This window comes from Pseudomonas sp. GW821-FHT01C01 (genome assembly GCF_059422645.1).
The window spans coordinates 51,371-75,233 of record NZ_JBWKXF010000028.1 but is presented as its reverse complement, the minus strand read 5'-3'; the positions used below and the strand labels follow the sequence as shown (position 1 = coordinate 75,233).

Sequence of the window (23,863 nt, the reverse complement as noted above, 5' to 3'; positions counted from 1 at the left end):
CGCGAAAGCGGTGTGTCAGTCGACGCAGAAGTTAACTGACACACCGCTTTCGCGAGCAAGCCCGCTCCCACAGGGTTGGCGGTGAGTTAAAGGTCGCCGAGGCCGTCGATCAGCGCCTGATTCTGCTCGGGCGTGCCGATGGAGATCCGCAGGAACTGGGCAATCCGCTCCTGCTTGAAGTGCCGGACAATCACGCCCTGCTCACGCAACTTCGCAGCCAACCCAGCCGCATCGTGCCTGGGGTGACGGGCGAAAATGAAATTCGCCGCTGACGGCAGCACTTCAAAGCCCTTCCCTTCCAGCTGCGCAATCACCCACTCACGGTGCTCGATGACCAGACGGCAGGTCTTGTCGAAGTACTCGCGATCTTCGAATGCGGCGGCTGCACCGACATTGGCCATACGATCCAGCGGATAAGAGTTGAAGCTGTTCTTGATCCGCTCCAGCGCCTCGATCAGGTCCGGATGCCCGACCGCCAGGCCAACCCGCAGACCGGCCAGGGAGCGAGACTTGGACAGGGTCTGGGTCACCAGCAGGTTTGGATAGCGGTCCACCAGCGTGATCGCCGTTTCACCGCCGAAATCGATGTAGGCCTCGTCCACCACGACCACGGAATCCGGGCTGGCCTTGAGGATCTGCTCGACCGCGTCCAGCGCCAACAGGCAACCGGTGGGTGCGTTCGGGTTAGGGAAGATGATCCCGCCATTCGGTCTGGCATAGTCCGCCGGGTTGATCTGGAATTGCTCGTCCAGCGGCACCGCGTCGAAGGTGATGCCGTACAAACCGCAGTAGACCGGGTAGAAGCTGTAGCTGATGTCCGGGAACAACAGCGGCTGATCGTGCTGCAGCAAACCGTGGAAGATGTGCGCCAGCACTTCATCGGAACCGTTGCCGAGGAACACCTGATTGCCTTGCACGCCGTAGTACCTGGCGACGGCTTGCTTGAGCAAATCGCTGTTCGGGTCCGGGTACAGACGCAGGTTGTCATTCAGTTCGGTTTGCATCGCCGCGAGGGCTTTCGGCGATGGGCCGTACGGGTTTTCGTTGGTGTTGAGCTTGACCAGTTTGGTCAGCTTAGGCTGCTCGCCCGGTACGTAAGGCACCAGATCCTTGACGAATGGACTCCAGAATTTACTCATATTCATTTCACCTGCTTGTCGTCAACGATACGGTATTCGGCGCTACGCGCGTGGGCGGTCAACGATTCGCCACGGGCCAGCACGGAAGCGGTTTTGCCCAATTCCGACGCGCCCTGCTCGGAGCAGAAGATGATCGACGAACGTTTCTGGAAGTCATACACGCCCAGTGGCGAAGAGAACCGTGCAGTGCCGGAAGTCGGCAACACGTGGTTCGGGCCGGCGCAGTAATCGCCCAGGGCTTCGGACGTGTGACGGCCCATGAAGATTGCACCGGCGTGGCGGATGTGCGGCAACCAGGCTTGTGGATCGGCAACGGACAACTCGAGGTGTTCCGGCGCGATGCGGTTGGCCACTTCGATGGCTTGCTCCATGTCGCGAACCTTGATCAGTGCACCACGGCCATTGATCGAAGTTTCGATGATCGCGGCACGCTCCATGGTCGGCATCAGCTTGGCGATGCTGGCGGCGACCTTGTCGAGGAATTCGGCGTCGGGGCTGACCAGAATGGCCTGGGCGTCTTCGTCGTGCTCGGCCTGCGAGAACAGGTCCATGGCGATCCAGTCCGGATCGGTCTGGCCGTCGCACACCACGAGGATTTCCGAAGGGCCGGCGATCATGTCGATACCAACCTGACCAAACACGTGGCGCTTGGCGGTAGCCACATAGATGTTGCCCGGGCCGACCACCTTGTCGACCTTCGGCACGCTTTCAGTGCCGTAAGCCAGCGCTGCAACGGCCTGGGCGCCACCGATGGTGAACACGCGGTCGACACCGGCGATGCAGGCCGCAGCCAGTACCAGCTCGTTGATTTCACCGCGCGGGGTCGGTACGACCATCACCACTTCGGTAACGCCGGCAACCTTGGCCGGAATCGCGTTCATCAACACCGACGATGGGTACGACGCCTTGCCGCCCGGCACGTACAGACCAGCGCGGTCCAGTGGCGTGACTTTCTGGCCCAGTACTGTGCCGTCGGCCTCGGTATAGCTCCAGGAGTCCTGCTTCTGTTTTTCGTGGTAGCTGCGCACACGGGCGGCGGCGACTTCCAGGGCGTCACGCTGGGCCACGGAGATGCGGGTGAGCGCCAGTTCCAGACGCTCGCGCGGCAGGATCAGGTCGGCCATGGACGCCACGTCCAGGCCGTCGAACTGCCGGGTGAATTCCACCAGAGCTGCGTCGCCACGCTCGCGCACGGCCTTGATGATGTCCAGCACCCGCTGATTGACCGAGTCGTCAGACACACTTTCCCAGCTCAGCAGATGATCCAGATGATGTGCGAAATCCGGGTCAGCAGCGTTGAGTCGGCGAATTGCAGTCAGTGCGGTCATAGCGAGAGCCTCATAGGAATGGCAAAAACTCAGGCGCCCTAACTTAGCAGTCGTTTCCGCTTGGGCACCTGAGAATTCTGGCTATGAGGCGGATAGACGGGCGCGCCTTGCGGTCGCGCAGGTGAATCAGCCGCGGTGTCGAGACTCCACTGCCTTGCGCAGGGTGTCGATCAACGCCTGGATACGGGCGTGCTGCATTTTCATCGAAGCTTTGTTGACGATCAGCCGGGAGCTGATGGCCGCAATGAAATCCTGTGGCTCCAGGCCGTTGGCCCGCAGCGTGTTACCGGTGTCGACCACGTCGATGATCTTGTCGGCCAGACCGATCAGCGGCGCCAGTTCCATCGAACCGTAGAGCTTGATGATGTCGACCTGACGACCCTGTTCGGCGTAGTAGCGCTTGGCAACGTTGACGAACTTGGTGGCGATACGCAGACGGCCCTTGGGCTCGACCGCGCCGACTTTACCGGCGGTCATCAGCTTGCACTGGGCAATTTGCAGGTCCAGCGGCTCGTACAGGCCCTGGCCGCCGTATTCCATCAGCACATCTTTACCGGCGACGCCGAGGTCGGCGGCACCATGTTCGACATAGGTCGGCACATCGGTGGCACGCACGATCAGCAGACGGACATCGTCCTGGGTCGTGGGGATGATCAGCTTGCGGCTCTTGTCCGGATTCTCGGTCGGCACGATGCCCGCTTCAGCCAGAAGCGGCAGGGTGTCGTCAAGGATGCGGCCCTTGGACAGTGCGATAGTCAGCATGGGAAACGTCAGCCCTTAATCAGGAATCTTATGCCCGGTCGCAATCGGCGCCGGACACGCATCGAGCCGGAAACCGGCTCGACTTGAAAACCAATGGGCACGTCCCTGTGCCCCATCTGCAACAACTAGCCCGGAACGCGACGGATCTTGGCGCCCAGCATCTGCAGTTTCTCTTCGATGCACTCGTAGCCACGGTCGATGTGGTAGATGCGATCGATCAAGGTGTCGCCTTCGGCGATCAGCGCCGAGATCACCAGACTGGCCGAAGCACGCAGGTCGGTGGCCATGACAGGCGCGCCCTTGAGCTTTTCGGTGCCGGTCACGATGGCGGTGTTGCCTTCGACCTGGATCTTGGCGCCCATGCGATGCAGCTCGTAGACGTGCATGAAGCGGTTTTCGAAGATCGTCTCGATCACAGCGCCAGTGCCTTCGGCAATGGCGTTGAGGGAGATGAACTGCGCCTGCATGTCGGTCGGGAACGCCGGGTACGGAGCGGTCCGCACGTTGACGGCTTTCGGCCGCTTGCCGTGCATGTTCAGCTCGATCCAGTCTTCACCGCAGGTGATTTCGGCACCCGACTCGCGGAGTTTTTCCAGAACGGCTTCGAGGATGGTCGGATCCGTATCCTTGACCTTCACGCGACCACCGGTTACCGCCGCCGCCACCAGATAGGTGCCGGTTTCGATACGGTCGGGCATCACTTTATAAGTGGTGGGGTGCAGACGCTCGACACCATCGATGGTGATGGTATCGGTGCCAGCCCCGGAAACCTTGGCGCCCATGGCGTTCAGGAAGTTCGCCAGGTCGACCACTTCAGGTTCGCGCGCGGCGTTTGCCAGTACGCTGCGACCCTTGGCCAGAGCGGCGGCCATCATGATGTTCTCGGTACCGGTCACACTGACGGTATCGAAGAAGAAGTGCGCGCCGCGCAGGCCGCCTTCAGGCGCCTTGGCCTTGATGTAGCCGCCTTCGACGTCGATGACCGCGCCCATGGCTTCCAGGCCACGGATGTGCAGGTCAACCGGACGCGAACCGATGGCGCAACCGCCAGGCAAGGCGACTTCGGCTTCACCGAAACGGGCAACCATCGGGCCCAGCACCAGAATCGACGCACGCATGGTTTTAACCAGTTCGTACGGTGCGATCAGGGTCTTGATGGTGCGCGGGTCGATTTCAACGGCGAGTTTCTCGTCGATCACCGGCTCGATGCCCATGCGGCCGAACAGCTCGATCATGGTGGTGATGTCGTGCAGGTGCGGCAGGTTGGCCACGGTCACCGGGCCATCGCACAGCAAGGTGGCAGCCAGGATCGGCAGGGCAGAGTTCTTTGCCCCGGAGATGCGGATTTCGCCGTCAAGACGAGCACCGCCAGTAATAATCAATTTATCCATAAGAATCTCGACGCCCTTGGGCTCAGGTGCGCTCGGCCCAGGCCGCGCTGCTGAAAAATTTCATAGTGACCGCATGGATGCTGCCATCGGTGATCCATGGGTTCAAATGGGCATAGATCTGCTGCTGACGCTTGACCGGGCTCAACGCCGCCAGTTCATCGCTAATCACGTTCAGCTGAAAATTGCAGCCTTCGCCTTCAACTTCTACCAACGTTCCGGGCAGCTTTCCTTCAAGGAAGCTCTTCACTTCTACGGCCTGCATGCTCAACCTCAATCGGCGCCCTGTGCGCGCGGGTCGGACATCATACAAAAAAGCCCCGCGCCTGCGAACCCCGCATTCACAGGACTCTGACGGGGGGCTTCTTTATAGATGCGGTTCAGGGATGCGCCAACAGCTCGGTCATCTCGCTGACCTGAGCGATTTCACGCATGTCTTCCGGCATCCCACGGATGCTCAGGGCCTTGCCGGCCGCCTGCGCATCGCGGATGAAGCACAGCAGCAACGACAAACCGACACTGCTGGACTTGGTCACCGCCGAGCAATCGACCACCAGCGTCGCGGCCTTGCTGGCCTTGATCAACGCTTTGCCCTGCTCGCGCAGGCCAGGGCCGGTGCGGTAATCCAGCACGCCGCTGAGTCGCAGCTCGCCCGCTTCGTCCATCTGGACTGCCGACTCACTCATTGGGCTGGCTGCCCTGGTTTCTTGTCGGTGGCTTCCTTGGCCTTGGCGACTTCCCCGGCCCAGCCATTGATGGTCTTGTCCAGGTCGTTGCCATTGCGCTGCATCGCATCGGCGAACTGATCTCGGAACAGCTTGCCGATGTTGATGCCGTTGATGATGACGTTACGCAGCTTCCACTCGCCATTGATCTTTTCCAGCGTGTAGGAGACAGGATAGATCGCGCCACTGCTGCCCTTGACGGTCATGCCAACGCTGGTACGGTCGCCCGACTCGTCTTTGGCCGGCTCAACGGTGATGCCCTGGTTGTTGTACTCGAGCAAAGCATTGCCATAGAACTGGAACAGACCCTTCTTGAAGTTTTCTTCGAAGGTTTTCATCTGCGCAGGCGTAGCTTTCTTCGAGTACTTGACCGTCATGATGCTTTTGGAGATGCCCTCGGCATCCACGACCGGCCCGACGATGTCGTTCAGCGCGGTATAAAAGTCTTGCGGATCCTGCTTGTACTTTTCTTTGTTGGCCGCCAGATCGGCCAGCATCCGATTAGTGGTGTCCTGTACCAGATCGTGCGCGGAAGGTGACGCCACGGCGTTGGCCACCAGCGGCAGCGCCGCGAGCAGTACCAGCAGACCACGTCGCAAGGTAGAGATCATTTAACAGTTCCTCATTTAGCTTCTTTGCTAACGGTATTGAGCAGGAATTTACCGATCAGGTCTTCGAGCACCAGCGATGACTGCGTGTCATGGATGGTTCCACCATCCTTGAGCAGGGTGTCTTCCCCGCCCACGCTGATACCGATGTACTTCTCACCCAACAGTCCAGCGGTCAGGATAGATGCAGTAGAGTCCGCAGGCAGATTATCGATGCGTTTTTCCAGCTGCATGGTCACCCGACCGGTAAAACTGTCGCGATCCAGATCGATGGCCGTGACCTTGCCGATGGTCACACCGGCCATGGTCACCTTAGCTCTGACCGTCAAACCGGCGATATTGTCGAAGTAAGCGTAAAGTTTATACGTGTCGGTGCTCGGAGTCGGGGACAGGCCACTGACCCGCAACGCCAACAAGAGCAAAGCCAGGATGCCAGCCAGCAAGAAAAGGCCGACACCGATTTCCAGGGTGCGGTTTTGCATCAGAAATCTCCAAACATCAAGGCGGTCAGAATAAAGTCCAGGCCGAGTACTGCCAACGAGGCATACACAACGGTCTTGGTAGTGGCACGACTGATCCCCTCGGAAGTGGGTTCGCAGTCATAGCCTTGGAATACGGCAATCCAGGTCACGACAAAGGCAAAGACGATACTTTTGATGATCCCGTTGAGCACATCGTCGGAGAACGTCACGCTGTTCTGCATGTTCGACCAGTAGGAGCCTTCATAGACTCCCAGCCAGTCGACAGCTACCCACGAGCCGCCCCAGATACCCACCACGCTGAAAATCATCGCCAGCACCGGCAGGGAAATGAAACCGGCCCACAGGCGCGGCGCGATGATGTACTTGAGCGGGTCGACCCCGATCATTTCCAGGCTGGACAACTGCTCGGTGGACTTCATGTTGCCGATTTCGGCGGTCAACGCGGAACCTGCGCGCCCGGCGAACAGCAAGGCGGTCACCACCGGCCCCAGCTCACGCAGCAGCGTCAGCGCCACCATCTGCCCGACGGCCTGCTCTGAACCATAGCTGGAAAGTATGTTGAAGCCCTGCAGCGCCAGCACCATGCCGATGAATACCCCGGAGACCACGATGATCACCAGGGACATCACGCCCACCGAATGCAACTGCTTGACCAGCAGCCCGAAACCGCCGCCGATACCGCCCCGGCCGAGCAAGGCATGGAACAGGAACAAGGTCGAACGCCCGAACACCGCCAGCGCATCGATGCCGGCCTGGCCGAAGCGGCGCACGCGCTCTATTAATGAAATTCTGCGCATCAGCGCTTCCCCAGAAGATCTGCGCGGTAATCCGTCGCTGGAAAGTGGTACGGGACCGGGCCGTCGGGTTCACCGGTCATGAATTGACGGATACGCGGCTCATCCGAATTCATCAGTTCGTCCGGCGTGCCCTGCCCCAATACCTGGCCATCGCCCACCACATAAATGTAATCGGCAATGCTCGCGGTCTCGGCCAGGTCGTGGGATACCACGATGCTGGTGATGCCCAGCGCATCGTTGAGCAAACGAATCAGGCGCACCAGAACGCCCATTGCGATTGGGTCCTGGCCGACAAAGGGCTCGTCGTACATGAGGATCTGTGGATCGAGAGCAATCGCCCGGGCCAGCGCAACACGGCGCTTCATGCCGCCGGAAAGCTCGTCGGGCATCAGTTCGATGGCACCACGCAAGCCCACGGCCTGCAACTTGAGCAGGACGATGTCGCGGATCATTTCTTCCGGCAGTTGGGTGTGAACCCGCAGCGGAAAAGCGACGTTCTCGAAGACATCGAGGTCGGTAAACAGTGCGCCGCTCTGAAACAGCACGCCCATATGCTTGCGCGCATCGAACAGGTCGCTGCGCGACAGTTTTGGCAGGTTCTGACCGTTGACCCAGACTTCACCCTTGGTGGGCCGCAACTGGGCGCCCATCAGACGCAGAAGCGTGGTCTTGCCACACCCGGAAGGCCCCATGATGCCGGTGACCTTGCCGCGCGGGATACGGATATCGACATTGTTGAAAATGCTGCGCGCACCGCGCTTGAAGGACAGTCCCTTCAGCTCGACCGCGTAGGCGTTATCGGCACTCATCTAAACTCCTTGCGATGCAGCCTCTCACTCGGACGCCTGGCTTTCTGACAAAAGCACATACCTCCCGGGCAGGCCGAACTGGCGGCGAACTATATCACTGCAAAGGCTGCGCGCCCAAGGCCAAAGCCGGGTCATGTTCAACTGCATGACAGGTTGAAAGCCCCATTTAGAAGCTTTCCGGTAACTGAAAATAACAATGCGCGACGAACTTGCGTGAGGGATTCGATCATAACCGCTATAATCGCCGCCTTTTCATCAGGCTATACGATTTCCGACATGAGCCAATCCAGCGACCTGATTCGATCAGCACAACGCACCATCCGCCTCGAAGTAGAAGCCGTGCAAGGCCTGCTACCCCATATCGACGCAGATTTCGTACGCGCTTGCGAGATGATTCTGGCCAGCAAAGGCCGCGTGGTCGTGGTCGGCATGGGCAAGTCGGGGCACATCGGCAACAAGATTGCCGCGACCCTGGCCAGCACCGGCACCACGGCATTTTTTGTGCACCCGGCCGAAGCCAGCCACGGTGACATGGGCATGATCACCCGCGACGACATCATTCTGGCGCTCTCGAACTCCGGCTCCACCAATGAAATCGTTACCCTGCTGCCACTGATCAAGCGCCTGGGCATTCAGTTGATCAGCCTGACCGGCAACCCTGACTCGCCGCTGGCCAAGGCCGCCGAGGTCAACCTGAATGTCCACGTCGAGCACGAAGCCTGCCCGTTGAACCTGGCGCCGACCTCGTCGACCACGGCCGCGCTGGTCATGGGCGACGCCCTGTCAGTCGCGCTTTTGGAAGCCCGTGGTTTTACCGCCGAAGACTTCGCCTTTTCCCATCCCGGCGGCGCCCTGGGCCGACGCCTGCTGCTGAAAGTGGAAAATGTCATGCACGCAGGCCAGGAACTGCCGCAGGTCCAGCGCGGCACCCTGCTCAAGGATGCCCTGATGGAAATGACCCGCAAGGGCCTGGGCATGACCGTCATTCTGGAAGCCGACGGCAAACTGGCCGGAATCTTCACCGACGGTGACTTGCGCCGCACACTGGACCGCAGCATCGACATCCACAGCGCCATCATCGACCAGGTCATGACGGCCCATGGCAAGACCGCACGCGCCGAGATGCTCGCCGCCGAAGCACTGAAAATCATGGAAGACCACAAAATCAACGCGCTGGTCGTGGTCGACAGCGAAGACCGCCCGGTTGGCGCATTGAACATGCACGACTTGCTGCGTGCAGGAGTAATGTAATGAGTGCGGACCTGCTGCAACGCGGCAAACAGATCAAACTGGCGGTGTTCGATGTCGATGGCGTGCTGACCGACGGACGCTTGTACTTCCTCGAAGACGGCAGCGAATTCAAGACGTTCAACACACTCGACGGCCAGGGCATCAAGATGTTGATGGCCGCTGGCGTGCAGACAGCCATCATCAGTGGCCGCAAGACCCCGGTGGTCGAACGGCGAGCCAGGAATCTCGGTATCCCGCACCTGTATCAGGGGCGTGAAGACAAACTGGTGGTACTCGACGAGCTACTGGCCCAACTCAATCTGAGCTATGAACAGGTTGCCTACCTCGGCGATGACCTGCCGGACCTTCCGGTGATTCGCCGCGTCGGCCTGGGCATGGCGGTGGCCAATGCCGCCAGTTTCGTGCGTGAACACGCTCACGGCATCACCCTCGCCCGTGGCGGCGAAGGTGCCGCTCGCGAATTCTGCGAATTGATCCTGCGCGCCCAGGACCGCCTCGATGCGGCCAATGCGGCGTACCTGTGAGCCCACTATGCTGAGCAAAAAGTTTCGCAACACTCTGATGTTCAGTTGCATCGCGGCGATTTTCGCCGCGGTTGGCTACTGGAACATCAGCCCGGAACGCTTCCTCGACAAGCCGGCAACGCCGGTCGACGAAAGCGCGATCGACTATTACGCCATCAACGCCCACAGCGTGCAGTACCTGCCAGATGGCAAGCTGCAATATGATCTGGTGTCCGACAAGGTCGAGCACCTGAAAGCGACCGAGGTGACATTGCTGACCAACCCCGACCTGAACGTGTTCCGCGGCACCGAATTCCCGTGGCACGTCCAGAGCCTGCACGGCGAGGTCAACCCTGACGGCACACAGGTCGAATTGATCGATGACGTGCGTATCACTCGCTTCGACGAGAAAAACCGCAAGACTCTGATCACCAGCACCCGCATGACCGTGTTCCCGCAGCAGCAATATGCGCAGACCGAGCAAGACGTTAGAATCGACGGCGCTGGCGGTGTATCGACTGGCAAGGGAATGAAAGCGTATTTGAAAGAAAGCAGGATACACCTGCTATCGAACGTAAGAGGACAGTATGAGGCTCGTTAAAACCCTCCCGATTTTGCTCAGTCTGGGCGCAGCACTGGGAAGCGTGAGCGCCTGGGCTCTGCCGGAAGATCAACAGCAGCCTATCCGCATTCAGGCCGACGATGCCCAACTGGACGACAAACAAGGTATTGCTACCTATAAGGGTGACGTGATCATCACCCAAGGCTCGATGAAGGTGACCGGCAACACCGTGACCATCACCCGCACCCCGACTGGCGACATCGACGTGGTGACCTCGGTGGGCAACCTGGCGTACTTCGAGCAATTGCAAACGGCTGGCGATACCAAGCCTGTTCAGGGCTGGGGCGTGACCATCCAGTATCACGCCGCGCAAAACCGCGTCGTACTGATCGACAAGGCCAAAGTTGTCGACAAGGACAACAACGTCACCCAAGGCGAAAAAATCGTCTACGACACGGTCAAGAAGCTCGCCAGCGCCGGTCGCGCAACCGGCAGCAAGGTGACCGAGTCGCGCCCGCGCATCGATATGGTGATCCAGCCGAAAAAGAAAACCGACGAGCAAAAGGCCCAGTAATGGCAACTCTGAAAGCTCAGCATCTGGCCAAGAGCTACAAGAGCCGCCAGGTCGTGCGTGATGTCAGCCTGTCCATCGACAGCGGTCAGATCGTCGGCCTGCTTGGCCCCAACGGCGCCGGCAAGACTACCTGCTTCTACATGATCGTCGGCCTGGTACAGGCCGACCAGGGCCGCGTCCTGATCGATGACCTGGACGTCAGCCACCAGCCGATGCACGGTCGCGCGAACGCCGGTATCGGCTACTTGCCGCAAGAAGCATCGATCTTCCGCAAACTGTCGGTGGCCGACAACATCATGGCCATCCTCGAGACCCGCAAGGAACTCGACAAGGCCGGTCGTCGCAAGGAACTGGAAAGCCTGTTGCAGGAATTCCACATCAGCCACATCCGCGACAACCTCGGCATGAGCCTGTCCGGTGGTGAGCGCCGTCGCGTGGAAATCGCCCGCGCCCTGGCCACCAACCCGAAATTCATCCTCCTCGACGAACCTTTCGCCGGCGTGGACCCGATTTCGGTCGGCGACATCAAACAGATCATTTACCACCTCAAGGCCAAAGGCATTGGCGTGCTGATCACGGACCACAACGTTCGTGAAACCCTGGATATCTGCGAAACGGCCTATATCGTCAACGACGGCCAGTTGATCGCCGAAGGTGACGCCGAAACCATCCTGGCCAACGACCTGGTCAAGGAAGTGTACCTGGGCCATGAGTTCCGCCTGTAAGCGCTGAAGCAGTCATGGCGAATGCCAGACCGCTGTAGCGATAAAAATCAACAGGTTTTTATTGTTACAGCGCTCTAGGCAAACACTTCAGTTTCGGGCATATAATTTGCTTATGTTTGGCGCTCCGGCGCCCTGTAGTGGATGGCGCATGCGCGCCGGCGAATAAGGTGTTAAGCCCCTGCCATGAAACCATCGCTAGTCTTGAGAATGGGCCAGCAGCTGACGATGACACCGCAGCTGCAACAGGCCATCCGCCTGCTCCAATTGTCGACCCTGGACCTGCAACAGGAAATCCAGGAGGCCCTGGAGTCCAATCCGATGCTCGAACGCCAGGAAGAAGGCGACGACTTCGACAATTCCGACCCCTTGGCCGACAACACCGAACAAAAGCCCAACACTGACATCCAGGAACCCTCCTACCAGGAAAGCGCCCCGACGGTTGACAACCTCGATGAGGGCGACTGGAACGAGCGCATTCCCAACGAACTCCCCGTCGACACCGCGTGGGAAGACGTTTACCAGACCAGCGCCAGCAGCCTGCCCAGCAATGATGATGACGAGTGGGACTTCACCACCCGCACCTCGGCCGGCGAAAGCCTGCAAAGCCACTTGCTGTGGCAACTGAACCTGGCTCCGATGTCCGACACCGATCGCCTGATCGCCGTGACCCTGATCGACTGCATCAACAATCAGGGCTACCTGGATGAAACCCTCGAGGAGATCCTCGAAGCCTTCGATCCGGAACTGGACATCGAACTGGACGAAATCGAAGCGGTCCTGCACCGCATCCAGCAATTCGAGCCCGCCGGCATCGGCGCCCGCAACCTGGGCGAATGCCTGCTGCTGCAGTTGCGTCAGCTGCCCGCCAAGACCCCTTGGCTGGCCGAGGCAAAGCGCCTGGTCACCGATTACATCGACCTGCTTGGCAGCCGCGACTACAGCCAGTTGATGCGCCGCATGAAGCTCAAGGAAGATGAACTGCGCCAGGTCATCGAGCTGGTCCAGAGCCTCAACCCGCGTCCTGGCTCGCAGATCGAGTCCACCGAAGCCGAGTACGTCGTTCCTGACGTTATCGTGCGCAAGGACAACGAGCGCTGGCTGGTGGAGCTGAATCAGGAGTCGGTGCCACGGCTGCGGGTCAACGCCCAGTACGCCGGTTTCGTGCGCCGCGCCGACACCAGCGCCGACAACACATTCATGCGCAATCAGTTGCAGGAGGCCCGCTGGTTCATCAAGAGCCTGCAAAGCCGTAATGAAACCCTGATGAAAGTGGCCACCCAGATCGTCGAGCATCAGCGCGGCTTCCTCGAATATGGCGACGAAGCCATGAAGCCGCTGGTCCTGCATGACATCGCCGAAGCGGTCGGCATGCATGAGTCGACGATTTCACGGGTGACCACCCAGAAGTTCATGCACACCCCCCGGGGCATTTATGAACTCAAATACTTTTTCTCCAGTCATGTAAGCACCTCCGAAGGCGGCGAATGCTCGTCCACAGCGATCCGCGCGATCATCAAAAAACTGGTTGCCGCGGAAAATCAGAAAAAGCCGTTGAGTGACAGCAAGATCGCTGGTTTACTGGAGGCACAAGGCATTCAGGTGGCCCGCCGCACCGTCGCCAAGTACCGCGAATCCCTCGGGATCGCGCCTTCGAGCGAACGCAAGCGGTTGATGTAGGGCCACGCCACAGCGTTCCAGTGGTAGATCATCTGATCTACCGCTTTATGCACTGGCAACGAAGGAGAAGCTGTATGCAAGTCAACATCAGTGGACACCAACTGGAAGTGACCGAACCTCTTCGCACCTACATCGGCGAAAAACTCGAACGATTGGAGCGACATTTCGACAAGATCACTAATGTGCAGGTCACGATGACCGTCGAAAAACTGAAGCAGAAAATCGAAGCCACGCTGCATATTCCCGGAAATGAAGTGGTCGCAAACGCGGAACATACCGATATGTACGCCGCGATCGACGCACTCACCGACAAGCTGGATAAACAACTCAAAAAGCATAAGGAAAAGACCCAGAGCCTCCTTCAGGGCGCAACCGGTCGTTAACACTCCCAACCCATGATCCGACTTGAAAGTATCCTGACCCCCGGCCGTTCCCTCGTGAACGTGCCGGGCGGCAGTAAAAAGAAAGCCCTCGAACAAATTGCCAATCTGATCGCCCGCGAAGTGCCGGCTCTGGAGATGCAAGATGTCTTCGAGGCGCTGATTGCCCGTGAAAAACTCGGTTCCACCGGTTTTGGCAACGGCATCGCTATTCCACATTGCCGCCTCAAGGGCTGTGTTTCGCCCATCAGTGCATTGATGCACCTCGACGCCCCTATCGATTTCGACGCCATCGACGGCGCGCCGGTTGACCTGTTGTTCGTACTGCTGGTCCCGGAAGCAGCTACCGATGCGCACCTTGAACTGCTGCGACAGATCGCCAGCATGCTCGACCGCAAGGATGTCCGCGAAAAACTGCGTCATGCTGCAAGCAACGAAGCCCTGTATCAGGTTGTCCTGGATGAGCAAAACGGTCAGTAATCATGCGCTTGATCATCGTCAGTGGCCGTTCCGGCTCAGGTAAAAGTACCGCCCTCAACGTTCTTGAGGACAACGGCTACTACTGCATCGACAATCTGCCTGCCGGTCTGCTGCCGGAACTGGCCGAACGAGCATTGATTCATACCGAGCTAATGCAGCCGCTGGTCGCCGTTTCCATCGACGCTCGCAACCTGCCCAGCCACCTGTCACGCTTTCCCGACCTGCTCGAAGAAGTCCGCAGCCGCCACATCCAGTGCGATGTCCTGTACCTGGACGCCGATGAAGAAACCCTGCTCAAGCGCTTCTCGGAAACCCGCCGACGTCACCCCCTGACCAACGCCAACCGCTCGCTGGCCGAAGCCATCAACGTTGAAAGTGTCCTGCTCGGGCCGATTGCCGACCTCGCCGATCTCAAGATCAACACCACCAGCCTGAACCTGTATCAACTGCGCGATACCATCAAACTGCGCCTGTTGAATCAGCCCGAGCCGGGCACTGCGTTCCTGGTGGAGTCCTTCGGGTTCAAGCGTGGCATGCCGGTGGACGCCGACCTGGTGTTCGATGTGCGTTGCCTGCCCAACCCTTACTGGAAACCGGAATTGCGCGAGCAGTCCGGGCTCGATCAACCGGTTGCCGATTACCTGGCGGCACAGCCGGATGTGGAGGAGATGTTCCAGGACATTTCCACATACCTGCTAAAGTGGCTGCCTCGTTTTGCCGCCAGCAACCGCGCCTACGTCACCATTGCCATTGGGTGCACTGGCGGACATCACCGCTCCGTCTACCTGACCGAGCGTTTGGGGCAGGCGCTGCAAAAAACCCTGAAGAACGTCCAGGTTCGCCACCGCGACCTCAGCTAAAGGATTCACATCGCGATGCCTGCTCTGGAAATCGAAATCATCAACAAGCTGGGTCTGCATGCCCGGGCGTCTGCAAAATTCGTCGGAGTCGCCGGCCAGTTCAAGGACTGCACGATCAGGGTAGGACGCACACCTGAATCCACAGTCGATGGCAAAAGCATCATGGCCATGATGATGCTCGCTGCCGGTAAGGGCACCAAAATCCATCTGAGCACGGAAGGCGAGCAGGAACAGGAAGCGATGGACGCACTGGTAGCCCTGATCAACAACTACTTCGACGAAGGCGAGTAACCGCTACGGAATCCTTTCCCGGTGATTTTGTGGCGAGGGAGCGTGCTCCCGCTGGGGCGCGAAGCGGCCCCAACTCCTATCATCGCAATGCATCAGATACACCGCGTTTGCCAATAAAAAAGGCGCGCCCCCCCATTGGGTGGCGCGCCTTTTTTGTACAGCGGCGCTGGCTTAGCTACCCGCCACCGTCATCCGCTCGATCAGCACCGAACCCGTACGGATGTTGCTGCGCAGTTCCAGGTCGTTCCCCACGGCCAGAATCTGTTTGAACATGTCGCGCATGTTGCCGGCGATGGTCACTTCCTGGACCGCGAACTGGATTTCGCCGTTCTCGACCCAGTAACCCGCCGCGCCCCGGGAATAATCACCGGTGACCATGTTCAGCCCCTGGCCCATTAACTCGGTGACCAACAGCCCGCGCCCCATACGCCGCAGCAAGGCCGCCTGGTCTTCATCGCCATGGGTGACGAACAGGTTGTGCACGCCGCCGGCGTTGGCCGTGCTTGGCATTCCAAGCTTGCGGCCGGAGTAGGTGCCGAGGATATAGGACACCAGCTCGCCTTTTTCGACGAACGGTTTGGCGTAGGTGGCCAAACCATCACCGTCGAACGCCGCGCTGCCCATGGCACGCATCAAGTGTGGGCGCTCGTCGATGGTCAGCCACTCCGGAAACAGCTTCTGTCCCAAAGTACCTTCAAGGAACGATGACTTGCGGTACAGGCTGCCGCCGGAAATCGCCGACAGGAAACTGCCGAACAGGCCCCCAGCCAACTCGGCGGAAAACAGCACCGGCACCTCGCAAGTCGGCACCGGACGCGCGCCCAGACGGCTCGCCGCCCGTTGCGCAGCGCGCTGGCCGATACTGACCGGGTCGGCCAGCAGATTGCCCTGGCGGTTCACGTCGTACCAGTAATCACGCTGCATCTGGCCGTCCGCTTCGGCGATCATCACGCAGCTCAAGCTGTGACGAGTCGATGCGTAGCCGCCGATGAAGCCGTGGCTGTTGCCATAAACGCGGCAACCCTGATGGGTGCTGAGGGTGGTGCCGTCAGCGTTCTTGATCCGGCTGTCGGCGGCAAACGCCGCGGCTTCACAGGCCAGGGCCTGCTCGATGGCCTGCTCCGGCGTGATGTCCCATTGGTGAAACAGGTCGAAATCCTGCACATCCCTGGCCATCAACGCTGCATCCGCCAGGCCCGAGGCTTCGTCTTCCGAGGTGTGTTTGGCGATAGCCAGTGCAGCGGCAACCGTTTCGCGAATCGCCTCCGGACCGCTGGCCGAGGTGCTGGCCGAGCCTTTGCGCTGGCCGACGTACAAGGTGATGCCAAAACCCTGATCGCGGTTGAATTCGACCGTTTCGACTTCACGCTGGCGCACCGAAGTCGACAAGCCTTGCTCCAGTGACACCGCTACTTCACAGGCGCTGGCCCCCTGGCGCTTGGCTTCAGCGATGATCTGCTCGACTTGTTCCTGCAGTGCCGGCAATGCTTGTGGGCCGACGCTTTCAACTGCACTCATGCTGTTCTCCACTCAAATTCTGCTTTCGGTAACGGTCATCGAGCGACCGGGCCGGACAAGTGGCCCCCGACTGGTTATCATGGCGGCGTTTCTTTGCGGACTGCCACCATGGTTGATTCTTACGACGACTCCCTCGATACGGGAGAAAAAAGCAAATCCCAGGTCAAACGCGAGCTGCATGCTCTGGTTGACCTCGGCGAGCGCCTTACAACGCTCAAGCCTGACTTGCTCAACAAACTGCCATTGACCGACGGATTGCGCCGGGCCCTGGCCGATGCGCCCAAGCACACCGCGAACATCGCGCGTAAACGGCACCTTCAGTTCATCGGCAAACTGATGCGCGATCAGGACACTGACGCGATTCTGGTTCTGCTCGATCAACTCGATGCCTCCACTCGCCAGTACAACGAACGCTTCCATAACCTGGAACGCTGGCGCGATCGTCTGATTGCCGGCGACGACGCCGTACTGGAAAAATTCGTCGTCGAATATCCCGACGCGGATCGCCAGCAATTGCGTTCCCTGATCCGTCAGGCCCAGCATGAGGTTGCGCAAAACAAGCCTCCTGCTGCCAGCCGTAAAATCTTCAAGTACATCCGTGAGCTGGACGAGACTCAACGCGGACTGCGTTAAATCTCGAATCGGGTGAGTCGCGACGCGACTCACCCGAAGCTCGATCCATCAAGCGCCCGTGCCACCCACGGTGATCGCATCAATCTTCAGCGTTGGCTGGCCGACACCCACCGGCACCGACTGCCCATCCTTGCCACACGTGCCCACGCCGCTGTCCAGCGACAGATCATTACCCACCATCGACACTTTGCTCATGGCTTCCGGCCCGTTGCCGATCAGGGTCGCGCCTTTGACCGGAGCGGTGATCTTGCCGTCCTCGATCAGGTACGCCTCGCTGGTGGAGAACACGAACTTGCCGCTGGTGATGTCCACCTGACCGCCACCGAGGTTGGCGCAGTAGATGCCGCGTTTCACCGAAGCGATGATTTCCGCCGGGTCGCTTTCGCCGGCGAGCATGTAGGTGTTGGTCATGCGCGGCATCGGCAGGTGCGCGTAGGATTCGCGACGGCCGTTACCGGTGCGTGCAACGCCCATCAGGCGGGCGTTGAGCTTGTCCTGCATGTAGCCTTTGAGTACGCCGTTTTCGATCAGCGTTGTGCACTCGGTCGGCGTACCTTCGTCATCGACGCTCAATGAGCCACGGCGACCGGCCAGGGTGCCATCATCGACAATGGTGCACAGCTTGGACGCAACCATCTCGCCCATGCGCCCGCTATAAGCCGAGCTGCCCTTGCGATTGAAGTCGCCTTCCAGACCATGACCGACGGCTTCGTGCAGCAGCACGCCCGACCAGCCGGAGCCGAGCACCACCGGCAGCGTACCGGCCGGTGCCGGAATCGCTTCAAGGTTGACCAGTGCCTGACGCAATGCTTCGCGGGCATAGCCCATGGCGCGGTCTTCGCCGAGGAAATAACGGTAATCGGTCCGACCGCCACCACCATGACCGCCGCGCTCGCGGCGACCGTTCTGCTCGACGATCACACTGACGTTGAAACGCACCAACGGCCGCACATCCGCCGCCAGACCGCCGTCGGTGGAAGCCACCAGAATCCGTTCCCAGACACCGGCCATGCTCACGGTGACTTGCTGGATGCGTGGGTCGAGGGCGCGGGTCGCGGCGTCGATTCGCTTGAGCAAATCGACTTTCTCGGCGCGGGTCAGCACTTCCAGCGGATTGTCCGGCGCATACAACTGCGCAACATCCTGGCTGGTAAAAGCCTGGACGGTGCCGTGTTGCCCGGCCCGGGAAATCGAACGGGCGGCACGCGCCGCCGCGCCCAGGGCTTCGAGAGTGATGGCATTGCTGTAGGCAAAACCGGTTTTTTCGCCCGATTGCGCACGCACGCCCACGCCTTGGTCAAGGTTGAAGCTGCCTTCCTTGACGATGCCGTCTTCCAGCGCCCAGGACTCGGAGATCTGTCCCTGGAAATACAGGTCGGCCGCATCGATGCCCGGCCCGGCCAGATCGCCGAGTACGCCTTGCAGGCTCTCGATCGTGACGCCACCGGGCGCCAGCAGGTGTTCACTGACTGAGGACAACAACTCGCTCATATGCTTTACGCCTTAAATTCGTCGTTCTGATGCAGGTCGCTGGGCGCCCTGCGAGAAAAAGCGCCGGTGACTGGACACCGGCATCCGCGCCCGGATGGACGCCTGTTCGCTGCTGTCGCGTTCAGCCAGCAGCACGGCCTCGCCCTGATCCTGTTGCGCCAGCACACGCCCCCACGGGTCGACGATGGCGGCATGACCATAGGTTTCCCTTGGCCCCGGATGCGTCCCGCCCTGGGCTGCCGCGAGTACGTAACATTGCGTCTCGATGGCCCGCGCCCGAATCAGCACATCCCAATGCGCCGCGCCGGTCACCGCCGTGAACGCCGAGGGGGCAGTAATCAGTTCCGCACCGGCAGCGCGCAGTTCACTGTACAGCTCGGGAAAGCGCAGGTCATAGCAGACCGTCAGGCCGACCTGGCCGACCGGTGTGTCCGCCACGACCACACCGCTGCCATAAGCATAGTCATCGGATTCACGATAACGGCCACGATTGTCCGCCACGTCCACGTCGAACAGGTGCAGCTTGTCGTAGCGCGCCACCGTTTCGCCCTGGTCATCGACCAGCAACGAACAGGCATGCGCTTTCGCCGTCGGTTGATCCACCGGCGGCAACGGCAATGTGCCGGCCACAATCCATAACTTGAGGTCGCGTGCGGTCTGTTTCAACCAGGGCAGGATCGGGCCGTCGCCCAGTGCTTCGGCGCGCCCGATGTCGGCAATGTCGCGCCGGCCCATGGCGGCGAAGTTTTCCGGCAATACCGCCAGTTTCGCGCCGCCGGCGGCCGCTTGTTCAAGCAGTCGACGGGCCTGGGCCAGATTGGCCAGCACATCGCTCTGGCTGACCATTTGAATCACCGCTACAGACATGGCCTTTTCCTTATTGAAATCAACACAGACCTTGTAGGAGCGAGCTTGCTCGCGATGGACGTGAACGATGACGCAGGCTGTCTGAAAAACGCGTCGCGTTCAAACTCATCGCGAGCAAGCTCGCTCCTACAGGGGGGCGAGCCGCAATGGTCATGCTACTCCATAGGCCCGAAGGTTGGCTTTTCAAAAAGGCTTGTCGAAGGTGATTTTCGGTTCTTTCCACGGCCCTTTGACGGTGTACTTCACACTGGCGAAACGGGCGACACGGTCACCGATCAGCTTGTCGATCAGGAACAGCGCCCCGCCGACCGCGGGTGCACCGATGATTAGTGCGGCAATCGGCAAGTTATTGGTTACCGGCAAGGTCACCAACAGTTTCGCATCGATCTGGTCGGCCACCAGGTTCAGGGTGCCATCGAGCTCGATGGTGCTCGATGGCCCCGTCAGCCGGATCGGCTCACGGGTGACATACACTCCATTGGTCCCCACCAGCAGCCCCTTGACCTGGTCATAACTCAGACCTTTGCCGAACAGGTCGGAGAAATCCAGGCGCAGACGCCTGCCAATGGAGTTGAAGTTGAGCAATCCAAATACCCGCAACGCCTGAGCACTGCCTTCGACCTCGACGAACTGGCCCTGATTGAGCGTTGCATCAAGCGAGCCGGAGAAACGTTTGGTCGCCACCCAGGCCGGCGAGCCGGGCCAGCGGCCATCGACATCCATGTAAAAGTCCTTGCTGGTGACGCTCGGCGCATACCCCCAGTTCTTGAGCACATCGGCGAGGTTCTTGCCGCTGATGCGTCCCTTGTACCAGCTTGTGCTGGCGCCGGGCGTGCCTTCCCAACCACCGCTGCCCACCAACAGAATGCCCTTGAGGCCCAGGTCCAGCGAGTTGAACACGATACCCTTGGCCGTCGGACGAATCTTCAGCGACCAGCCCCCCACCAGATCCTGGCCCTGGAATAGCTGATTAATGGTGATGTCCATCGCGGGGATTTTCGTCGGGTCCACCGAGGCCAGCGGATCAGGCGAGTTTTCATCGGCCAGCACGGTCGGGTCCGGTGCCGGCAGGCGCACGGTTTGCAGATTGACCGTGATCGGCGCCCCTTTCGCATCGGGAAGGTTGGCGTTGCCCTTGATCTGCTGGCTGTCGAGTTGCAGCGTCCAGGCGGAAGGGTTGCGCGCCAGCTGGATCGAGGCCTGATCGAGCGTGGTGCCAATACCGCTGAGCTTGTCCACCTTGAAATCCGCACCGCTGAGCAATTGCTTGGCGCTGCCTCCGGGATCCTGCCCGGCGTATTTATCCACCAGATCCTTCCACGGGCCAACGTCCAGCTCCGACAGCACGCCCCGTATCCGCAGGCCTTTGGTGCCAGGCAACACGGCCTCGCCGCCACCGAGGAACAAGTCCCCGCGACCGTCGGCGAAATTGCTGGCCGGGGCTGCAAACGTGAAACTCGCCAGGTCCCCGTAGTTGACCCAATAACGCCGTTCGTCGCCCTGCAAGGTCATGCGAAACGTCGTGTCGCGCCCGGCATCGGTGGTCATGCCGAACGGTGCAGGCAAATCGACGGCCACGCCCTTGAGGTTGGAGTTGACCATCAATTGGCTGTCGGCGCCGTTCAGGGTCAGTTGCAGTTGATAGGGGATCACGCCACTCACTGGCAGAGGCTGGGTAACCTTCAGCCAGTCGGTCAGTTTCTTGACCTCGACCTGGCCGGACGCGCTGACCCGGGTATTGAGTTTGCCTGCACCGCCATCGGCAAAAATCTGCGCGGTAACCGGCTTGTCGAATGCCCGTGCGCTGATGTTCTGCCCGCTCAGGCCTTTGGCACTGTCGAAACGGAAATCACCTTTGAGCTGAGTCAACTCCAGCACAGGCTCCGCCAGCTTCAAGCGCGCCTTGGCGGTCTTGAAGTCGACGAGGATCTTCGGCTCCTCGTCTTTTGCCAACGGGATATCCAGCTTCAACTTGCCTTGCAGGTCACCCTCGCCTTCCCAGCCGGCGAAAGTAGCTGCGGTGCCGATCGGTGCTTCCTGAAGGATTTTCAGGCCATCGCCCAAACCACCGGCAAATCCGCCATCGAGGAACAAATGAACGTTCTGCCCCGCAGGCACATGGGGAATGTCGACGTAGATATCGCTGACCTGCGTGTCGAGCAACTGGCCCTTGCTGGCCAGAATCCGCACCCCGCTGTCCTCAACAAACACATCACCACTGACCTTGCTGACATGGGGCCAGCCCGGCTGGAATGCCAGTTCGGCATCGTGGACCTTGAAGTACAGGCTGATGCTGCGATCGGCGTCCGCGGCACCGTGGTGGAGCGACCCTTGATACTGGAAGAAGCCTTGATCCACCGCGCCCTTGAGAATCGCGGTGCGCAGCCATTCATCCAGCGCCGGGCTGAGGACTGCCGGCAGGTACTTGGCGGTGTAGCGTCCGTCACCGTCCACCAGGCCAACCCGCAGGTCCATGTAGTCTTCCTGGGTGTGATCGAAATGCAGGCGAATCAGGAAGTCGCCGGCAATCTTGCCTTCCTCGCCCAGTACCTTCAGGTACGGCGCGATCAGGGTGAAGCCTTCTTTATCGAGTTTCCAGGTCAGCCGCGCGTTGGCTTGAATGTACTGCCACGGTTTGGCGAAAATCGGGTCCAGGTGCAGCATGAAATCCTTGCTGTCCATGCGCAGTTCACCATGGCCCAGATCACCGCTGATGCTGCCACTGACATTTCGCGCCGCCGGCGCACCGTGATAAGCGTCGAAGCCGACCTGATCGAGATTGGCGGCAAAGCTGAACTTGCTGTCGTCGGTGGCATTGGGCCGCACGTCGATCAATACATTGCGCAGTTCGCCCGTCACCTTGAGCCGCTCGACAACGGTGGCAAAGCCTTGCGGCAACGGCGCAAGAGCATTGAGCAGCGGCGTGAGCGGGGTCAGGTCGACGCGGTCGGCCTGCAGATGCCAAAGTTCTTCGGTCTTGTTGGTGGCGGCGTTTTGCTTGAGCTGCAAATGCGTTTCCCAGCGGGTGTCGCCGAGGTTCATTGCCAGGGAATCCAGGGTCACCAGCATGCCTTCGGCATTGCGCTGGAAGTAACCGTTGAGCGCCAGGTTGTTGATCTGGATCGGCTGGCGGTCGACGTAGGCGCCCTTGAGTTGTGGCGCGTTCAAGCGCACTGCCGCGCTTTGCAAGGTGCCTTTGCCCCAGGTCGCCCACAGCTCGCCGCCGGCCTTGATCTCGGAGAAATTCCATTGCTGGCTTACACGCTCGGGCAACCACTTCGACCAGTCGCTTTGCGGCAGGCTTAGATAGACTTCGGCTTCACCGTCCTGCCATTCGCTGGCACGAATGCGCGTCCGCAGGCTCATGGCCACCGGCTGCCCGTCAGGCAGGGTCAGCCTCGCGTCGAGCCGTTGCCGCGACGCCCCGGTTTTCAGATTCAGACCGACATAAGTCAGCGTCAGCGGCGACTGTGCAAACGGCTGCAGGGTCACCTGGCTGTCGAGCACCGACAGTTGCTGGATCATTTGCATACGATTGAGCAACTGTTCCGGATCAATGGGTTGATCCTGTTGCACTGGCAAACCTTCCAGAGCCCATTGACCGTCGTCGCCCTCCTTGACGCTGATCTTCAGGCCGCTGACTTCCAGATGCGCGATGCGTACCTGGCGTGCCAGCAGGCTGGCCCAAAGGTCCGGCACTGCGCGCACCTGATCCAGATGCAAGGCATTGGCGCCCTCGCCGACCGTCACGTCGTGAGCCATCAATATGGGGGCAAATCCGCTCCAGTTGCCTTCGAGCTCACCGATCTGCAACGGCATGCCCAAGGCATCGCTGGCTTTGGTTTCGACGTCGGCACGGTACTCGGCCACCAGCGGCGTCAGCTCCCGGCCAAGGCTGACGTAGAGCGCCATCAACACCAAAACCAACGCGCACAGGCCCAGACCCCAGCGGATCAGTGCGGCCAAAATGCGTGTCAGACGGTCCATGTCAGGTGGCCCCCATGGCAAAAGTT

25 protein-coding genes are annotated in these 23,863 nt (G+C 60.1%); 11 read left to right on the top strand and 14 right to left on the bottom strand.

The window, feature by feature from the left end; all coding sequences use genetic code 11:
* Positions 1-86: 86 nt before the first annotated feature.
* The 10 genes from hisC to AC07XF_RS17830 form a co-directional block, all read right to left on the bottom strand.
* Positions 87-1,139, bottom strand: a complete 1,053-nt coding sequence (hisC, locus tag AC07XF_RS17875; RefSeq protein ID WP_495027477.1) for a histidinol-phosphate transaminase — start codon at positions 1,137-1,139, stop codon at positions 87-89.
* Between the two features lie 2 nt (positions 1,140-1,141).
* Positions 1,142-2,467, bottom strand: a complete 1,326-nt coding sequence (hisD, locus tag AC07XF_RS17870; RefSeq protein WP_495027476.1) for a histidinol dehydrogenase — start codon at positions 2,465-2,467, stop codon at positions 1,142-1,144.
* A 126-nt stretch (positions 2,468-2,593) separates the two neighbouring features.
* The gene (gene hisG / locus AC07XF_RS17865; RefSeq protein WP_007970278.1) at positions 2,594-3,229 is read right to left on the bottom strand and encodes an ATP phosphoribosyltransferase; all 636 of its coding nucleotides are present in this window, start codon (positions 3,227-3,229) and stop codon (positions 2,594-2,596) included.
* A gap of 125 nt (positions 3,230-3,354) precedes the next feature.
* Positions 3,355-4,620 (bottom strand): UDP-N-acetylglucosamine 1-carboxyvinyltransferase, encoded by a 1,266-nt coding sequence (gene murA, locus AC07XF_RS17860; RefSeq protein WP_495027475.1) that lies wholly within the window; start codon positions 4,618-4,620, stop codon positions 3,355-3,357.
* A gap of 22 nt (positions 4,621-4,642) precedes the next feature.
* Positions 4,643-4,882, bottom strand: coding sequence for a BolA family protein (locus AC07XF_RS17855; RefSeq protein ID WP_007912386.1), 240 nt, complete (start codon positions 4,880-4,882; stop codon positions 4,643-4,645).
* A 115-nt stretch (positions 4,883-4,997) separates the two neighbouring features.
* Positions 4,998-5,303, bottom strand: coding sequence for an STAS domain-containing protein (locus AC07XF_RS17850; RefSeq protein WP_495027474.1), 306 nt, complete (start codon positions 5,301-5,303; stop codon positions 4,998-5,000).
* Positions 5,300-5,953, bottom strand: coding sequence for an MlaC/ttg2D family ABC transporter substrate-binding protein (locus AC07XF_RS17845; RefSeq protein WP_495027473.1), 654 nt, complete (start codon positions 5,951-5,953; stop codon positions 5,300-5,302). The genes AC07XF_RS17850 and AC07XF_RS17845 overlap by 4 nt, the downstream gene beginning before the upstream one ends.
* A gap of 11 nt (positions 5,954-5,964) precedes the next feature.
* Positions 5,965-6,432: an outer membrane lipid asymmetry maintenance protein MlaD gene (mlaD, locus tag AC07XF_RS17840; protein WP_007970271.1), complete on the bottom strand. Its 468-nt coding sequence runs from the start codon at positions 6,430-6,432 to the stop codon at positions 5,965-5,967.
* Positions 6,432-7,229, bottom strand: a complete 798-nt coding sequence (gene mlaE, locus AC07XF_RS17835; RefSeq protein WP_495027472.1) for a lipid asymmetry maintenance ABC transporter permease subunit MlaE — start codon at positions 7,227-7,229, stop codon at positions 6,432-6,434. The genes mlaD and mlaE overlap by 1 nt, the downstream gene beginning before the upstream one ends.
* Entirely contained in the window at positions 7,229-8,038 is an 810-nt protein-coding gene (locus AC07XF_RS17830) for an ATP-binding cassette domain-containing protein (protein ID WP_008001295.1), read from the bottom strand. The genes mlaE and AC07XF_RS17830 overlap by 1 nt, the downstream gene beginning before the upstream one ends.
* A 276-nt stretch (positions 8,039-8,314) precedes the next feature.
* Here AC07XF_RS17830 and AC07XF_RS17825 point away from each other — a divergent pair, with 276 nt between their 5' ends.
* The 10 genes from AC07XF_RS17825 to AC07XF_RS17780 all read left to right on the top strand — a co-directional run bounded on the left by AC07XF_RS17825 (position 8,315) and on the right by AC07XF_RS17780 (position 15,341).
* Positions 8,315-9,289, top strand: a complete 975-nt coding sequence (locus tag AC07XF_RS17825; RefSeq protein WP_495027471.1) for a KpsF/GutQ family sugar-phosphate isomerase — start codon at positions 8,315-8,317, stop codon at positions 9,287-9,289.
* A complete protein-coding gene (locus AC07XF_RS17820) occupies positions 9,289-9,813 on the top strand; it encodes a KdsC family phosphatase (protein ID WP_007970265.1) in 525 nt (174 codons plus the stop codon). Before AC07XF_RS17825 ends, AC07XF_RS17820 begins: the two co-directional genes overlap by 1 nt.
* Before the next feature lie 7 nt (positions 9,814-9,820).
* Positions 9,821-10,393 (top strand): LPS export ABC transporter periplasmic protein LptC, encoded by a 573-nt coding sequence (gene lptC, locus AC07XF_RS17815; RefSeq protein WP_495027470.1) that lies wholly within the window; start codon positions 9,821-9,823, stop codon positions 10,391-10,393.
* Positions 10,380-10,928: a lipopolysaccharide transport periplasmic protein LptA gene (gene lptA, locus AC07XF_RS17810; RefSeq protein ID WP_495027469.1), complete on the top strand. Its 549-nt coding sequence runs from the start codon at positions 10,380-10,382 to the stop codon at positions 10,926-10,928. The genes lptC and lptA overlap by 14 nt, the downstream gene beginning before the upstream one ends.
* Positions 10,928-11,653 carry an LPS export ABC transporter ATP-binding protein gene (gene lptB, locus AC07XF_RS17805; RefSeq protein WP_495027468.1) on the top strand — a complete coding sequence of 242 codons (726 nt, stop codon included), beginning with the start codon at positions 10,928-10,930 and terminating at the stop codon, positions 11,651-11,653. Before lptA ends, lptB begins: the two co-directional genes overlap by 1 nt.
* Before the next feature lie 183 nt (positions 11,654-11,836).
* A complete protein-coding gene (locus AC07XF_RS17800) occupies positions 11,837-13,330 on the top strand; it encodes an RNA polymerase factor sigma-54 (RefSeq protein ID WP_495027467.1) in 1,494 nt (497 codons plus the stop codon).
* A gap of 74 nt (positions 13,331-13,404) precedes the next feature.
* Entirely contained in the window at positions 13,405-13,713 is a 309-nt protein-coding gene (hpf, locus tag AC07XF_RS17795; protein ID WP_007941242.1) for a ribosome hibernation-promoting factor, HPF/YfiA family, read from the top strand.
* Positions 13,714-13,725: 12 nt separating this feature from the next.
* Positions 13,726-14,190, top strand: a complete 465-nt coding sequence (gene ptsN / locus AC07XF_RS17790; RefSeq protein WP_007986694.1) for a PTS IIA-like nitrogen regulatory protein PtsN — start codon at positions 13,726-13,728, stop codon at positions 14,188-14,190.
* Positions 14,191-14,192: 2 nt separating this feature from the next.
* Positions 14,193-15,050: an RNase adapter RapZ gene (rapZ, locus tag AC07XF_RS17785; protein ID WP_495027466.1), complete on the top strand. Its 858-nt coding sequence runs from the start codon at positions 14,193-14,195 to the stop codon at positions 15,048-15,050.
* A 15-nt stretch (positions 15,051-15,065) separates the two neighbouring features.
* The gene (locus tag AC07XF_RS17780; protein ID WP_008018720.1) at positions 15,066-15,341 is read left to right on the top strand and encodes an HPr family phosphocarrier protein; all 276 of its coding nucleotides are present in this window, start codon (positions 15,066-15,068) and stop codon (positions 15,339-15,341) included.
* Positions 15,342-15,512: 171 nt separating this feature from the next.
* On the opposite strand, the gene pmbA is transcribed toward AC07XF_RS17780, so the two are convergent.
* Entirely contained in the window at positions 15,513-16,859 is a 1,347-nt protein-coding gene (gene pmbA, locus AC07XF_RS17775; protein ID WP_495027465.1) for a metalloprotease PmbA, read from the bottom strand.
* A 108-nt stretch (positions 16,860-16,967) separates the two neighbouring features.
* Here pmbA and yjgA point away from each other — a divergent pair, with 108 nt between their 5' ends.
* On the top strand, positions 16,968-17,492 hold the full coding sequence (gene yjgA / locus AC07XF_RS17770) for a ribosome biogenesis factor YjgA (protein ID WP_007986687.1): 525 nt from the start codon (positions 16,968-16,970) through the stop codon (positions 17,490-17,492).
* Positions 17,493-17,540: 48 nt separating this feature from the next.
* Here yjgA and tldD read toward each other — a convergent pair whose 3' ends face one another.
* From tldD to AC07XF_RS17755, 3 genes are all read right to left on the bottom strand, one after another.
* Positions 17,541-18,983, bottom strand: a complete 1,443-nt coding sequence (gene tldD / locus AC07XF_RS17765; protein WP_056728350.1) for a metalloprotease TldD — start codon at positions 18,981-18,983, stop codon at positions 17,541-17,543.
* Positions 18,984-18,995: 12 nt separating this feature from the next.
* On the bottom strand, positions 18,996-19,850 hold the full coding sequence (locus AC07XF_RS17760) for a carbon-nitrogen hydrolase family protein (protein ID WP_495027464.1): 855 nt from the start codon (positions 19,848-19,850) through the stop codon (positions 18,996-18,998).
* Positions 19,851-20,033: 183 nt separating this feature from the next.
* Positions 20,034-23,837 (bottom strand): YhdP family protein, encoded by a 3,804-nt coding sequence (locus tag AC07XF_RS17755; RefSeq protein ID WP_495027463.1) that lies wholly within the window; start codon positions 23,835-23,837, stop codon positions 20,034-20,036.
* Between the last annotated feature and the right edge of the window lie 26 nt (positions 23,838-23,863).

Coding starts and splice junctions, on each gene's coding strand:
- hisC (WP_495027477.1), bottom strand. CDS start 1,139: ATGAGTAAATTCTGGAGTCCATTCGTCAAGGATCTGGTGCCTTACGTA.
- hisD (WP_495027476.1), bottom strand. CDS start 2,467: ATGACCGCACTGACTGCAATTCGCCGACTCAACGCTGCTGACCCGGAT.
- hisG (WP_007970278.1), bottom strand. CDS start 3,229: ATGCTGACTATCGCACTGTCCAAGGGCCGCATCCTTGACGACACCCTG.
- murA (WP_495027475.1), bottom strand. CDS start 4,620: ATGGATAAATTGATTATTACTGGCGGTGCTCGTCTTGACGGCGAAATC.
- AC07XF_RS17855 (WP_007912386.1), bottom strand. CDS start 4,882: ATGCAGGCCGTAGAAGTGAAGAGCTTCCTTGAAGGAAAGCTGCCCGGA.
- AC07XF_RS17850 (WP_495027474.1), bottom strand. CDS start 5,303: ATGAGTGAGTCGGCAGTCCAGATGGACGAAGCGGGCGAGCTGCGACTC.
- AC07XF_RS17845 (WP_495027473.1), bottom strand. CDS start 5,953: ATGATCTCTACCTTGCGACGTGGTCTGCTGGTACTGCTCGCGGCGCTG.
- mlaD (WP_007970271.1), bottom strand. CDS start 6,432: ATGCAAAACCGCACCCTGGAAATCGGTGTCGGCCTTTTCTTGCTGGCT.
- mlaE (WP_495027472.1), bottom strand. CDS start 7,229: ATGCGCAGAATTTCATTAATAGAGCGCGTGCGCCGCTTCGGCCAGGCC.
- AC07XF_RS17830 (WP_008001295.1), bottom strand. CDS start 8,038: ATGAGTGCCGATAACGCCTACGCGGTCGAGCTGAAGGGACTGTCCTTC.
- AC07XF_RS17825 (WP_495027471.1), top strand. CDS start 8,315: ATGAGCCAATCCAGCGACCTGATTCGATCAGCACAACGCACCATCCGC.
- AC07XF_RS17820 (WP_007970265.1), top strand. CDS start 9,289: ATGAGTGCGGACCTGCTGCAACGCGGCAAACAGATCAAACTGGCGGTG.
- lptC (WP_495027470.1), top strand. CDS start 9,821: ATGCTGAGCAAAAAGTTTCGCAACACTCTGATGTTCAGTTGCATCGCG.
- lptA (WP_495027469.1), top strand. CDS start 10,380: ATGAGGCTCGTTAAAACCCTCCCGATTTTGCTCAGTCTGGGCGCAGCA.
- lptB (WP_495027468.1), top strand. CDS start 10,928: ATGGCAACTCTGAAAGCTCAGCATCTGGCCAAGAGCTACAAGAGCCGC.
- AC07XF_RS17800 (WP_495027467.1), top strand. CDS start 11,837: ATGAAACCATCGCTAGTCTTGAGAATGGGCCAGCAGCTGACGATGACA.
- hpf (WP_007941242.1), top strand. CDS start 13,405: ATGCAAGTCAACATCAGTGGACACCAACTGGAAGTGACCGAACCTCTT.
- ptsN (WP_007986694.1), top strand. CDS start 13,726: ATGATCCGACTTGAAAGTATCCTGACCCCCGGCCGTTCCCTCGTGAAC.
- rapZ (WP_495027466.1), top strand. CDS start 14,193: ATGCGCTTGATCATCGTCAGTGGCCGTTCCGGCTCAGGTAAAAGTACC.
- AC07XF_RS17780 (WP_008018720.1), top strand. CDS start 15,066: ATGCCTGCTCTGGAAATCGAAATCATCAACAAGCTGGGTCTGCATGCC.
- pmbA (WP_495027465.1), bottom strand. CDS start 16,859: ATGAGTGCAGTTGAAAGCGTCGGCCCACAAGCATTGCCGGCACTGCAG.
- yjgA (WP_007986687.1), top strand. CDS start 16,968: ATGGTTGATTCTTACGACGACTCCCTCGATACGGGAGAAAAAAGCAAA.
- tldD (WP_056728350.1), bottom strand. CDS start 18,983: ATGAGCGAGTTGTTGTCCTCAGTCAGTGAACACCTGCTGGCGCCCGGT.
- AC07XF_RS17760 (WP_495027464.1), bottom strand. CDS start 19,850: ATGTCTGTAGCGGTGATTCAAATGGTCAGCCAGAGCGATGTGCTGGCC.
- AC07XF_RS17755 (WP_495027463.1), bottom strand. CDS start 23,837: ATGGACCGTCTGACACGCATTTTGGCCGCACTGATCCGCTGGGGTCTG.